Genomic DNA, 13,366 nt, shown 5'->3' with positions numbered 1-13,366 from the left:
TTGCTCCAAACGAATCTACCCCATATGGCTTCATAAGGCTGCTCATAGTCCCCCCACCTTTCCTGCTAGACGAATTGGTATACTATTTATTGTAAATTGAAGCTTATTAAACGTCAAATTTTGCGTGTTAATTGTCGCATTGAGTCTTCCAATCAGGATGTCAATAACCTGGTCATGTCATTCGATTTTGAGATATGATAATCTCCATGTTATGATTAATACGAAGAAACTGTACCATCTGTTCAAAATAGCTTAATGAGGGGACAACGATGATAGGTCTAAATTTGGTCATGATTTTGGTATTACTATTAGCAACAGCATTCTTTGTTGCCGCAGAATTTGCATTTCTCAAAATCCGCCCAAGCCGGGTAGATCAGCTCATTACCGAAGGAAACAAGAAGGCTCGATCCGTTAAACGTGTGATTAGTAATTTGGATGGGTATTTATCCGCATGCCAATTGGGCATCACTATCACGGCACTCGGTCTCGGTTGGCTCGGTGAACCGACCGTAGAGTTAATTTTACATCCACTTATCGGACCTATCGGGCTTCCTTCTCAGGTAGAAGCCACTCTTTCCTTCTTGATCGCTTTTGGACTCGTCACCTACTTTCATGTCGTGCTGGGTGAATTGGCTCCCAAATCGATAGCCATCCAAAAAGCGGAATCCATCAGCTTCATGCTGGCGGCACCAATGATCGGATTCTACAAAATCATGTATCCGTTTATATGGCTGCTGAATGGCTCGGCTACTCAATTTATCAGACTGTTCGGCATGAGGCCAGCGAATGAGCATGAGGATGCCCACTCTGAGGAAGAACTGCGGATTATTTTGAGCGAGAGTCTGGAAAGCGGAGAAATTAACCAAACCGAATACGGTTACGTAAGCAGGATCTTTGAGTTTGATGAGCTGAAAGCCAGAGAAATCATGGTCCCCCGTACCGAAATGGTCTGCTTATTCCTGAATAATACCCTTGAAGAAAACATGAATATAATTAAAGAAGAGCAATACACTCGATTCCCGGTCGCTGGAGAAAGTAAGGATGACATTATCGGGATGATCAATACGAAGCAATTTTTCTTAAAATATATCGATACTCCCCAAATCAACCTGCTTGATCTGATCAATCCGGTTGTGTCTGTACCTGAATCCATGCCTGTCAAATCTTTGCTCAAAGAAATGCAGAAGCAAAATGCCCACATTGTCATGCTGCTTGACGAATACGGCGGGACGGCAGGCATGATTACGATTGAAGATGTGCTGGAGGAAATCGTCGGAGAAATCCGTGATGAGTTCGACTCGGAGGAACGGCCAGAGATAGAGCGTATGGGTGATCAGCGTATTATTGTCGATGGCAAGGTACCTATTGGAGACATCAATGACATTTTCGGCAGCGATTTGGATCAAAGCGAATTGGACACCATCGGCGGCTGGCTGTATGCCAAGCATCCGCTTTTAAGAGAAGGCATGGAATGGGAATTTGATGTCCTGCACTTCAAGATTTTGAAAAAAGACGGACTGAGCTTTCGCAAAATTGAAATCAAACCGCTTGGCAAAAAAGAACCGTTTTCTGTTGATCACAAATGAATTGAATAGATGGCAAAAAGAGCCTGATCTCATCTGAGATTTGGCTCTTTTTTAGGTATGCGTATAAATCCCCTGTTAGGTTGACTAAGGCAGAAAATATAACAAAATCATAAAGAAATGCAGAATCGATCCACCAAGCACAAACATATGCCATACAGCATGGTGATAAGGAAAGCTTCTCCACACATAAAACACCGTGCCGAGCGTATACAACAGACCGCCAATGACAAGCAAGGTCATACCTGCCGTGGGGAGTGCCGCAGACATCGGATTCCAGAGAAACACAACAATCCAACCCATCGCAATGTAGATCAAGGTCGAGGTAAACAAAAACTTTTTGGTGAAAAACGCTTTAAATACGACCCCTGCCGCGGCGATTGCCCATATCATAATTAACAATGCCCAGCCGAGCGTTCCATGAATAACTGTTAGCAATATCGGCGTGTACGTCCCGGCAATGAATACATAGATGAAGGAATGATCCAGCACTTCAAATACATCCTTGGCTCTACCCGCAGGAAGACTGTGAAGCATAGTTGATGCGACATACAGCAGCAGCATGCTGACGCCATAGATTGTGAAGCTGGTCACATGCCAGGCTGTTCCCTTTGAAGCAGCAAACACAATCAACACGACAAGTCCAACCAAGCTAAGTAAACTTCCGATACCGTGTGTAACGGCATTTGCAAGCTCTTCTCTTTTGCTATACGTATGTGTCATTGCCATTCGTGGATCGCCTCCTTTATTATGTTAAAGGGTCCAATTGAACCGCAGCCTGCTTACCGCTCAGTTGAATGCCGGTTTGCTTGCGTCCCGCAAGCTTTAAATCGCCAATCAGGCTCTCCAGCAGCGTCTTGGCCTCTGGCCCTTCCTTACCCTGGATACGTACGACCAGCAGCACAGCATCACCGGATTTGAGGATACGTTCCGCCTGTTGTATTTTCGTATCATAATCATGAGCTTCAATATGCGGAGTCAGCCTGATTTCCTTCACTTTGGGAGCTTGCTCCCGCTTACGCTGCTGCTGCGCCTCTTCCCTCGCCTTACCCGCGCCCACCAGCTTGCAAGGCGGCGGACTGCTCATCATCGATGTGCACACCAAATCCACTTTAAGCTTCTTGGCGAGTGTTAATGCCTGTGAGGTTGGCATCACGCCCAGGTCCTCACCATCGATTCCGGTTAGCTGCACCTCGGATGCTTTTATCTTTTCATTCATGATCATTAGGCAACCACCTGAACTTTCGTTATAATGAGTAAGCATATCAAATTGAAGGGAGCTTATCCATGAGCCAAAAAGAATTGGAAGAGCAGCTTATCCGCAATTACCAGCGCGACGAATCGTTGATGGTTCATATCTTTGCCCAATGGTGCGTTAATCACGACCTCGACCCTGCCGATCTGTACAGACGGGCCTATCCTGAGCAAGAAGCGAATCCATTATTGCAGCAAGTTCAAGATTTGATCGTACCGAAGGAAGAAGCCGGCGATATTCCTGATGAAACCTTGCTCGGTGTCTTATCGTTGTTCGGTAATGAGGAGCTTGCTTTTATTGTAACCGAAGAAATCGCACGGCGCAGCCAACGATCCGAATAATTTTTTACAGAAATAGCTTACTTCGATAAGCCTTCACTTTCATGATTATTGCCGATGCAGCTTACGATATTCATGTGGCGTCAGCTTGGTCAGCTTTTTAAACATACGTCCAAAATGGGCGATATTCTCAAAGCCGACACTATCGGCGATATCAATGATTTTACGGGTAGATTCACGAAGCAGTAATTGAGCCTCACGAATTCGCGTCATATTTACATACTCTATAAAGGTGAAGCCGGTTATTTCTTTAAAGGTACGACTCATATAATACGGACTCATATAAAATTGCTCCGACATACCTGAAAGCGTCATCGGCTGCGCATAGTTTTTATTAATGTATTGGACGATCTCCGATATTTTGCGATGCAAGGGGCTCGCGTGCTCGAATGGCGCTGCTTCGTTGCGCTCCGCATAACGGCTGGAGAACAGCAGCAGCTCTACCAGCAGCAGCTTGATATAGGTTTCAAAGCCGGTTGCTTTCTCCTTGAGCTCCTTATCGAGCTTATCCAGCACGGAGCGCGTAAATATCTGGTCCTGCAGCTTGAGGCTGAGTACATGCGCAGGCTGCTCAAACACATTAAATAATGAAGGATGATATAAGGATTGATCCTTGTCGATAAACTTATCGCTAAAATTGATTACAATCCGTTCATGCCCCGGCTCTCCGACATCTGAGGTTTTGTGAACATCATATTTATTAATAAATACCAGATCACCCGGACCGATCAAGTAAGAACGGTCTTTAATGAAATAGGTCCGGTGTCCTGATAACAAATAATAGATTTCATAAGTGCTGTGAAAATGGTTATTTCGCTCAAACAGCTCCGTGCGTTTAATATGCTGCATATAAAAATCGCCTTCCTCTGACCCATAGGTAAGGGAAACCGTCTCGCTCATCTTGCTTCACCGCTTTCTATCCTAGCTGCTAACCCCTCTATTGTAACAGAAAGAACGGTTCGATCATAGCAAGATATGCATACATGCAGATAAAACAGACAAAATAGGTAAAGATTATAAACTGATTTTGCGTTATGATCGAGTTACTCAATTATTGAAGGAGGCTCTATTCATGAGCACATATCAACCCATTGTCGAAGCTCTGCAAAAAGGCAGTGTAGACGGCATCGAAATCCCTGCCAGCTTTAAAGTGTATCCGCATTCATTTGCCGAATCCGGTACCGTTAAAATCGTCCTAGTTAAACATGTAGACACCAAATATTTGGTTTCCATTGGTTCCGGTCCCCTATTCGATGAGCTGCAAGGCGAAATTGAAGGCGGCGCCAAAATCAGTCCGTTGACCCATGAGAACCGTCTCGTAATTAACAAATTTTTTGACTATACCGTACCGCGTGCATTTGGTACACAGGTTGCAACGATTGGTCTGGGCGACCGTCTCGGTATTGCTTCCCCAGGACATATCAAAACCGTTAAAGGCCATGATATCCGTCCGATTCTGGCTCAACAAAGCATCCGTGAGTTGAATCTCACCGGTCGTGATTACAAGCTAGTGGTTGATGCGGCATGCTTCGCTGTATTCCAGGAAGGCTACAAAGATGGCTTTGGTGCTGACGGCGATCACTTGAAAGTTGAAGCAGATATTGAACTGGCACTTGGTCTTGGCTTTACGATGCTGACACTGGATTGCTCCGAATATATCGATAATTCTATTGAAGGCTTATCTGCTGATGAACAGGCGGACAAGTATGCCCAGCTTCCAGAAGCAACACGCAATCACTATGAAAACCGTTACCTGAATGAAAGCTTTCAAGTAGCTGGCTCCTCTGTAACTTTTGACAAAGCAACCTTGATCAAGAACGTATTGATCTATGGTCCTGCCGTTGACTTTATGGAGCATATTTACAACACCTATATTAAAAATGCCGGTCGTGAGATCGACTTTGAAATTTCCATTGATGAGACTGCGACACCAACAGATCCGGAATCCCACTTTTTGGTGGCCAAGGAACTGTATGCCCGCGGCTTAACGATTTATAGCATGGCTCCGCGCTTTATCGGCGAATTCCAAAAGGGAATCGACTACATCGGTGATATCGCAAAATTTGAGGAAGAACTGATTATCCATGCCGGAATTGCTGATGATTTTGGTTACAAACTGAGTATTCACTCAGGCAGCGACAAGTTCAGCGTATTCCCATTGATCGGCAAGCACACCAAAGGACGCTTCCATATCAAGACTGCCGGAACGAACTGGCTCGAAGCTGTCAGGACTGTAGCCAAAGTGAAGCCGGACCTATACCGCAAGATGCACCAATACGCTTTGGATCATTTTGAAGAAGCAACTGTTTACTACCATGTTACGACCGATCTAAGCAAAATTGTTCCACTTAATCAAGTTGCCGATGCAGATTTGGCCGATGTATATATGAACGAGAACAATGCGCGTCAAGTGATTCACATTACGTACGGAATTTTGCTGCAAGCGAAGGATGCACAAGGTAATTCCCTGTTCAAGGACGAGTTCTTCAGCACATTGAATGAGCAAGAGGATGCTTTTGAGCAGTCGCTGATCTCCCATATCGGCAAGCATTTGGAGCTCTTAGGAAAATAATCATATCTGAATAAGGTGGTGTACAGGCTCATGAAGAAATTTTTAGATGAAAACTTTTTGCTAACGAATGAAACGGCCGTTCGCTTGTATCACGATTATGCAAAAAAACAGCCGATTATCGATTACCATTGTCACTTAAGCCCGCAAGAAATTTATGAGAACAAAACATTCAAGAACTTAACTGAAGCTTGGTTATATGGCGATCATTACAAGTGGAAAGCTATGCGCGCGAATGGTGCGACGGAAAACCTGGTAACGGGTGGCGAAGGCACGAGCGATTACGACCGTTTTCTGGAATGGGCCAAGACTGTACCCATGACTATCGGTAACCCGCTTTATCATTGGTCACACCTGGAGCTTCAGCGTTTCTTCGGCGTCTACGATCTGATCAATGAAAAGAATGCACCTGCAATCTGGGAAACAGTTAACGCTCAATTGAACGGAGAAGGCTTCGGAGCCAGAGATCTGATCAAAAAGTCTGACGTCAGAGTGATCTGCACCACTGATGATCCGACCGACTCTTTGGAGTATCATATTAAAATCAAGGAATTAAATGATTTTGACGTTGCTGTCCTCCCTTCCTTCCGTCCGGATAAAGGTCTGGAAATTAACCGTCCTACCTTCGTTCCTTGGGTACAGAAGCTGGCTGAAGTTGCCGGACAACCGATTGGTGATTACGATCAGCTCTTGACTGCTCTCGAATCCCGGGTTCGTTTCTTTGACTCCATCGGCGGGCGCGTTTCCGACCATGCCTTGGACTATGTTGCCTATGCAGACACGACCAAGGAGCAGGCAGCAGCCATATTTGCCAAAGCGCTTCAAGGCGCTTCAGTAAGTCTTGAAGAAGAAAAACAATACAAAACATATACGCTCGTATTTTTGGGTAAGCTTTACTCCGAGCTTGGATGGGCCATGCAGTTCCATATTAATGCACACCGTAACAACAATGTGCGGATGTTCAATAAATTGGGTCCAGACACAGGCTTCGACTCGATCAACGACAGCTCACCGGCACAACCGATTGTTCGTCTGCTTGATGCATTGGATAGTGAAGATGCCCTGCCAAGAACGATTTTGTATTCCTTGAATCCTAAAGATCATTATGTATTAGGGTCCATTATTGGAAGCTTCCAAGGTGGAGGTATTCCGGGGAAAGTTCAACTGGGTGCGGCATGGTGGTTCCTTGATACGAAGGATGGTATGCTGGAGCAAATGCAGGCATTGGCCAATCTTGGCCTGCTGAGCCGTTTTGTCGGGATGCTGACAGATTCGAGAAGCTTCCTGTCTTATACGAGACATGAATACTTCAGAAGAATTCTGTGCGATATGATTGGAAAATGGGTGGAAGATGGTGAAGCTCCGAACGATATCGAGCTGCTGTCCAGTATGATTGAAAATATTTGCTATAACAATGCCAACCAATACTTTGGTTTTGGCAAATAAAAAAGCTTGTGCTGTACGATACTTGAAAGTTGCGGGTATCGTGGCAGGCTGTGCCGCACAAGCATCGTGAAATAAGACTGTCGCAATTTGATATGCTCCCCTTTAAGTAGACAGGTTTAAAAAATAAACCAGCTACTTAAAGGGGAGTATTTCTTTGTCAAAGAAGAAAAAGCAATACTCGCGCTCTACCCCTCAGCATATGGCTGAGAACCTGCTAAAACGAGAGTTCCACGGCAATAACCTTATTTCCTATGTGCTGGGGCATTCGAACAACAACAAACTGGTATTTGAAACGCTGGACCAAGCGCTTGGAGCTGTACCGGGCTTTTTATAATAATGAGCGATTTCAGGCAAAATTAAACGACCTCAGTCCCGTGGAATTCAGGGCTAAGGCCGCCTACCAGACATAAGGACATATTTTTCAAGCCTTTTCGTTTTTCAGACCATCTTAGCTTTCCACAATATTAGAATCATTTCTCTTCGCTCTTTGCCAATCTTGCATGTATTTTCCCAAGCAATCGATCCATGACAACCGGCTTGGTATCGAAATCATCGCATCCCGCTTGGTATGCTTCCTTTTCATCTCCTGCCATTGCATGAGCTGTTAAAGCGATGATCGGAATACCCTTCGTTTCAGGAGAATTCTTGAGCATTCGGGTTGCCTCCCACCCATCCATAACAGGCAAACTCATATCCATCAAAATCAGATCAGGGTGTTCCTTCATCGCCAAATCAACGCCTTGCTTGCCGTCTTCAGCTGTGATAACCTGATACCCTTTGCGGGTCAGACGCCGAGACAGCATATCGCGATTCATCTCATTATCTTCGACCAGAAGAATAATATTCATAGGGATTAAAGCCTCCTAATTCTACGTAATAGGTCAACTTCGAGCTTGCCAAGCGCTGTTGGCTAGCTATTCTTATTCGTGGTGGTAGTAATGAATTGGCGAATTTCCGCCAGCAACGATTTGTGATTAAACGATCCTTTTTGAATGACGCTCTTCACATAACCGTTCAACTTTAACCGATCTTCCGCTGTGATTGTCTTGGCCGTTAACACCACAATCGGAATTTCGCTCCAAGCCTCCTGTTTACGGAGCTCTGCAACGAATTGAAAGCCGTCCATTTCCGGCATCATCAAGTCAAGTAAAATCAATGTAGGTATTTCTCTGGCGATACAATCCAAAGCGATACGACCATTTCCAGCTTGAGTAACCGCATACCCCTCTTTATGCAACAGCTTTGTCATCAATTCGCTTGTCGTCACATCATCCTCAATCACCAGAACAGATTGCAAGGCACGATTCGAGACATACTTGTCCATCACATCGATCAGCCGTTCCCGCTGCACCGGCTTCGTCAGAAATTCGGAAGCGCCGAGCGTGTAACCCAAGTGTTTATCATTTGTCATCGACCAAATTACGACGGGGATGTCCTGCAGTTCCGGATCGCTCTTAAGTGCCGACAATACGCTCCACCCATCCATACTTGGCATGAGGATATCCAGACAGATCACCTTGGGGCGAAGCTTCTTGGTCAGACGAAGCCCTTCCTGACCGCTTTCGGCAAATGCCATTGTCCATCCCTCTTTGTCGAGATATCGTCGCATCAATTGCTGGTTGAAGGGCTCGTCATCGATGAGCAGAATGCTCACTTGACTGGCTTCTTCTTCCTTCTCGCGATAGGCTACAGACGGTTCCTCGATCTCCTGTCCGGCGGGAGAAACAGGAAGCCAGCACGTAAATGTACTGCCAGACCCAAGTTCACTTTCGACAGAAATTTCGCCCCCCATGATGTTGCAGAAGCTTTGACTGATGGCTAGCCCAAGACCGGTACCTCCATATTTGCGTGTCGTCGAGGAATCAGCTTGTGTGAAAGGCTGAAAAAGCTTTTCCACTTGCTCGGGTGTCATACCAATTCCCGAATCCTTGATACGGAAGCAGTAACCCGATTTGTTATCTCTTGTTTCGCGGTATACATCGAAGTCGATCGTGCCATCCTTTGTAAATTTGCTTGCATTGCTTAACAAATTGATTAAAATTTGCCGCAGCTTCGTCACATCTGTTGTCATCTCGCTTTCTATACTGCGAGTTTCCAACTGATTTCCATTGCCTTCAATAAGTGGTCTGACCGTCGTCATCACATCCTGAATCAAATCCGTCAAATCGCAGGTCTCGAAGTACATCTCCATTTTGCCAGCCTCGATTTTCGAGATATCCAGAATATCGTTGATCAGGGCGAGCAGATGGTTACCCGATTTGCTGATTTTCCCAAGATCCTCCACAAATGTTGGCTCGCCAAGTTCTTCCGCTTCTTCCTTCAGCATTTCGCTGTATCCAATGATAGCATTGAGCGGTGTTCGCAGTTCGTGACTCATATTGGCTAGAAACTGGCTTTTGACCCTGTTCGCCTTGATGGCTTCATCATGGGCTTTCTCCAGCTGCGATGTGCGTTCCGCCACCAATTCCTCCAAATGGTCGTTCAACTGCCGTAGCTCCTGATTTATGATATAAATTTCATCTGTTTTCTCCTGAATTTCCGAGTCTTTATGGGAAAACCGTTTGGAGATAAATATCCCGAGCAGAGACAACCCAAGCGTAAACAATGTACCTCCTGAGATGAAATAAGCCAGCCACTTTTGCTCCAGCACCCTACCGGAGGATAAAGCCAATTTATCTCCAAAATGAAAGTTGGCTGCCATCATTCCCGTATAATGCATGCCAACGACCGCGGCGCCCATTATTAAACCACTTCCGAGCTTTTTCCAAACTTCACTGCGATCTCCTCCTTTGTGAAAATAAAACGACAACCATAATGCAGCGTTGGAGGCCGCAATTGCGATAACGATGGAAAGTGCAAAGTAGAAAGGATTATACGTGATATCGACCTGCAAAGCAGCCATTCCAATGTAATGCATCGCTGAAATGCCAACGGCAAGCAGCATGCCGCCGCCAAGTAATTGACGCAATGTCAGATGACTGCGACCAACAACATTTAAAGCAATGAAGGACGCGGTGATCGCTACCACCACGGACAACAGAACAAGCCAAAGATCATAAGCGACCGGAACAGATAATGAAAAAGCAAGCATTCCAACGAAATGCATCGACCAGATGCCCATTCCCATGGCAACTGCGCCGAACAGGAGCCACAACCATCGGTTTCTCCCTTGAGATGTGCTGATTCTCCCTGCCAAATCAAGAACGGTATAGGAAGCAACAACAGCTACGACGTAAGAAAAAACGACAAGTACCGAATCGTACGAGCCATGAACATGTTCCACTCGACATCCCTCACTTCAATATGTAAAAAATAACTATATTCGAAAATAAGATCCATTCTAAATTATACAACTACGATTTGAAACATTTATGAAACTGCCTCGAACCGTTCTCAACGGGACAAAAAAGGCTTTTTCCACAGCGTCAGCAGACAAAGGTTGGCTATATATAGTAGCCTTGTATCTCCTTCCAATCGTTGTCCATCAAATTATCGAGCTGATCCTTTGTTTCGAGGCCTTCTGCAATCAATTCCACAGCCCGTGCCAAAATCATCCAAACTGATCCGGATTCAAAACCGGTTTCCTCAACGCCGGATATAGGCAACCAGATTGGATTGATAGAATTGCTTTGATAGAATTGCTTTGATAGAATTGCTGGGACGATAAATTAACCGAAACGGGGATGAGTGGCATCCTTGCTCATGCCACTCCCGCATTTGCCGGCACGCTTCTCGCAATACCCATGTCCCCAAATCATAAATCATTCCTGTCTCTTCCGCAATGGGGATGAACATACTTGGAGATAATATACCTCTGGTTGGATGATTCCATCGTGACAGAGCTTCAACCCCGATCATTAGATTATCCCACTGTTCGAATCTGCGGCTGGTAGTAGAGCAGAAACTCGTCGCGTTCGGTGGCTGACCATCGGCGTTTCTGGTTCGAATAGCGGGGGGATCCAGCTCCAGTTCCTGACGAAGCATCTTTTACAGAAGCTCATATTGCTTTTCTACCGAGCATCGATCTTCCAAGCGCTCATAGAGACGCATCAGTTCAAAATGACAGAACTACAGCCAGCCAAAAGATCTCAGCGTTCGCAGACGCTCTACGGTAAGATGCCCTCTCCATTCGCATTCACCTGCAGTGCTGACAGCGGGCCAGCTTATCGGCCACCCTCCGTCTGGCTGCTGCTGGCTAACCAAATAAGAGAGATGCCGTTCTATGTCTGAAGTGGAGACCACTTGTGCGGCATAGCTGTTCGGGGATGGCACCCAATCCAGCACTTTGTGCACGTATCCCTCGGCTTCAGTATCCCGTTCAATAATGTCCGGTTGAGCCAGCCACTTTTGAATAGATGTTAAATGTGCTGCTGCCCGTTCATGCTCTGGTGTATGCTCCAGAAACGAGATCCACTGCACGCCGTCATGATAATCAGAAGGCAATCCCTTGTTCATCTCCTTCCAAATAAAATCCGCCGCGTTCTGAAACCACTTCTCTTCATAAATATCGGTTAATACTGATTGCTTGTATAGCAGGCCCATGATACGTCCTGTCGGGTTCATATGAGCCTGACTGTCCTGATCCGTGTTCCACCAAGGTGCGTGAGGATAATCGTTAATATGGCAGAAAGCCAACGGAAAGCCCCCTGTTGGTATGCTATTCGCTTGTAAAAAGCCAATCACCCCTTTCAGTATGGAAGGGTCAAAGCATTCGATCTCGTCCATGAGGATCAATGCTGATTCAGTCGGGACAGGCTGACTGTGTGGGCTGCGTATATCCGGCTCAAGCCCTTGCCCAAACCCTCCATCCGGGTTCTGATAAGCAGCCAGTGCGGCTAATACAGCTTCTTTTGAACCATTTTCAAAAAAATATTCGAACCGTCGCCGATCCAATAATCGTCCATTTTGATATATAAATAATTTAGCTTGAACTAATAAATCCGAGGGTACACGCATAGCTTGACAGCTCCTTTTTACGAAAAATATTATACACAGTCTTAAGTTGTATCGATTTCATATTGCTGATACAGCTGTTTAGCTAGCTGACCAATCTTCTGACGCAATATCTCTGGCTCCATAACCTCTGCATGCAAGCCTATCGAAAAAAAGAACCGTATCGCCCACTCCCATTCGGATGCCGGACATGCAAAGTCAATTTCCCATACGTCATCGCTGATCCATCGGACCATCTCACCAATGTGGGCATCCTGTTCTACGACCAGCATTCCTTTGTAAGTAAGCCTAGCCACTATTCTTATCGGATTATTGTCCGCAGGAGTTGCATTACGCGCTGTGACGTTTCCAGGTTCACACTGGAGTTGTTTTGGAGGGTCCATTTCCTTAATCCTGTCAAACCGATCTACCCAAAACAAACGGTCCTCCTGATGAGTTAAGGAATACGCCTCACAGTACCAGAACCCATTGGCTGCATATACCCGTTTGGGTAACAAGTGGAGCCAACGTTGGTGGTTCGAAGAACGATAGAAAACTTCCATCCATCTGGATTCCGACATCAAAGCCAGTAGTGACGTCAAATGTGGAGTTTTAAAGCTGCGTGCAGGCACTTCCATTTCCAGGTTCTCCAGAATCGGTTCAATCTGCTTAAGGATAGTCTCGGGAATCAAGGCTCGAATTTTGTCCATTATAGTAAATCGCGCTTGATTAAAAGGTGTATCCGCCATTCGGATCATTGCCTTTAATGCAAAAAGTACAGTTAACGCTTCCTGCGTATCCATTTGCAGAGGAGGCAGCTGGAAGCCTTCCATCAGACGAAACCCACCCTTAGGCCCGGCCACCGCATACAGTGGGATTCCCATCTCGGATAATGCCTGCATATCTCGTAAGATGGTTCTTTTCGAGATTTCAAACTTGTCTGCTAACGATTGTGCCGTTTCGTTTCGCTGCTGCAGCGCGATCAGAATCGCCATCAATCTATCTACTCTTCTCAGAAACTGTTCCTCCTTCAACATCATTACCGTAAGAAGTACAGTGAATATACCCGCTATGTGGTCGAGCGCTCGCAATCGGTTTTCATTCCTGCACATCCAGCATACCATTCGATTGGTGACATCATAGATGTCATCATTAACGAAGTCCATATAAGAAAACCTCTATCGAGGCCATTCAAAGATGAGCGACCGCGGTTCAGAGGTAGGTTTTCTTGAAACATAAGAAT

At 45.6% G+C, this 13,366-nt stretch carries 12 protein-coding genes and 1 pseudogene; 5 read left to right on the top strand and 8 right to left on the bottom strand.

The annotated features are described in order from the left end of the window. Positions 1–290 precede the first annotated feature (290 nt). Positions 291–1,586 carry a hemolysin family protein gene (locus BK127_RS38030; RefSeq protein ID WP_372237410.1) on the top strand — a complete coding sequence of 432 codons (1,296 nt, stop codon included), beginning with the start codon at positions 291–293 and terminating at the stop codon, positions 1,584–1,586. A gap of 84 nt (positions 1,587–1,670) precedes the next feature. Here BK127_RS38030 and trhA read toward each other — a convergent pair whose 3' ends face one another. Both trhA and infC read right to left on the bottom strand, forming a co-directional pair. Then, entirely contained in the window at positions 1,671–2,312 is a 642-nt protein-coding gene (gene trhA, locus BK127_RS38025; RefSeq protein WP_076237891.1) for a PAQR family membrane homeostasis protein TrhA, read from the bottom strand. A gap of 19 nt (positions 2,313–2,331) precedes the next feature. Further along, on the bottom strand, positions 2,332–2,808 hold the full coding sequence (infC, locus tag BK127_RS38020; protein WP_076237890.1) for a translation initiation factor IF-3: 477 nt from the start codon (positions 2,806–2,808) through the stop codon (positions 2,332–2,334). Between the two features lie 62 nt (positions 2,809–2,870). On the opposite strand from infC, the gene BK127_RS38015 reads away from it, so the two are divergent. Beyond that, complete coding sequence (locus BK127_RS38015) at positions 2,871–3,179, top strand: hypothetical protein (protein ID WP_076237889.1); 309 nt, start codon at positions 2,871–2,873, stop codon at positions 3,177–3,179. A gap of 45 nt (positions 3,180–3,224) precedes the next feature. Here the strand turns inward: BK127_RS38015 and BK127_RS38010 are convergent, their stop codons facing one another. Continuing rightward, positions 3,225–4,076: an AraC family transcriptional regulator gene (locus tag BK127_RS38010; protein ID WP_076237888.1), complete on the bottom strand. Its 852-nt coding sequence runs from the start codon at positions 4,074–4,076 to the stop codon at positions 3,225–3,227. A gap of 172 nt (positions 4,077–4,248) precedes the next feature. Here BK127_RS38010 and BK127_RS38005 point away from each other — a divergent pair, with 172 nt between their 5' ends. The 3 genes from BK127_RS38005 to BK127_RS37995 all read left to right on the top strand — a co-directional run bounded on the left by BK127_RS38005 (position 4,249) and on the right by BK127_RS37995 (position 7,525). Continuing rightward, positions 4,249–5,748: a tagaturonate epimerase family protein gene (locus BK127_RS38005; RefSeq protein WP_076237887.1), complete on the top strand. Its 1,500-nt coding sequence runs from the start codon at positions 4,249–4,251 to the stop codon at positions 5,746–5,748. Positions 5,749–5,778: 30 nt separating this feature from the next. Beyond that, on the top strand, positions 5,779–7,191 hold the full coding sequence (uxaC, locus tag BK127_RS38000) for a glucuronate isomerase (RefSeq protein WP_076237886.1): 1,413 nt from the start codon (positions 5,779–5,781) through the stop codon (positions 7,189–7,191). 154 nt (positions 7,192–7,345) lie between these two features. Beyond that, positions 7,346–7,525: a hypothetical protein gene (locus tag BK127_RS37995; RefSeq protein ID WP_076237885.1), complete on the top strand. Its 180-nt coding sequence runs from the start codon at positions 7,346–7,348 to the stop codon at positions 7,523–7,525. A gap of 136 nt (positions 7,526–7,661) precedes the next feature. Here BK127_RS37995 and BK127_RS37990 read toward each other — a convergent pair whose 3' ends face one another. The 5 genes and pseudogenes from BK127_RS37990 to BK127_RS37970 all read right to left on the bottom strand — a co-directional run bounded on the left by BK127_RS37990 (position 7,662) and on the right by BK127_RS37970 (position 13,289). Then, positions 7,662–8,039 carry a response regulator gene (locus tag BK127_RS37990; protein ID WP_076237884.1) on the bottom strand — a complete coding sequence of 126 codons (378 nt, stop codon included), beginning with the start codon at positions 8,037–8,039 and terminating at the stop codon, positions 7,662–7,664. 62 nt (positions 8,040–8,101) lie between these two features. Then, on the bottom strand, positions 8,102–10,474 hold the full coding sequence (locus BK127_RS37985) for an MHYT domain-containing protein (protein ID WP_076237883.1): 2,373 nt from the start codon (positions 10,472–10,474) through the stop codon (positions 8,102–8,104). Between the two features lie 57 nt (positions 10,475–10,531). Then, positions 10,532–11,113: pseudogene (locus BK127_RS45895) on the bottom strand (EAL domain-containing protein); the annotation flags it as partial. 146 nt (positions 11,114–11,259) lie between these two features. Next, positions 11,260–12,147, bottom strand: a complete 888-nt coding sequence (locus BK127_RS37975) for a prenyltransferase/squalene oxidase repeat-containing protein (RefSeq protein WP_076237881.1) — start codon at positions 12,145–12,147, stop codon at positions 11,260–11,262. A 41-nt stretch (positions 12,148–12,188) separates the two neighbouring features. Then, a complete protein-coding gene (locus BK127_RS37970; RefSeq protein ID WP_256711623.1) occupies positions 12,189–13,289 on the bottom strand; it encodes a helix-turn-helix transcriptional regulator in 1,101 nt (366 codons plus the stop codon). Positions 13,290–13,366: the final 77 nt, after the last annotated feature.

It is taken from the genome of Paenibacillus sp. FSL H7-0331, from assembly GCF_001956045.1.
Note: the sequence above shows the minus strand (reverse complement) of the source record. Positions and strands in the feature narration are given on the sequence as shown.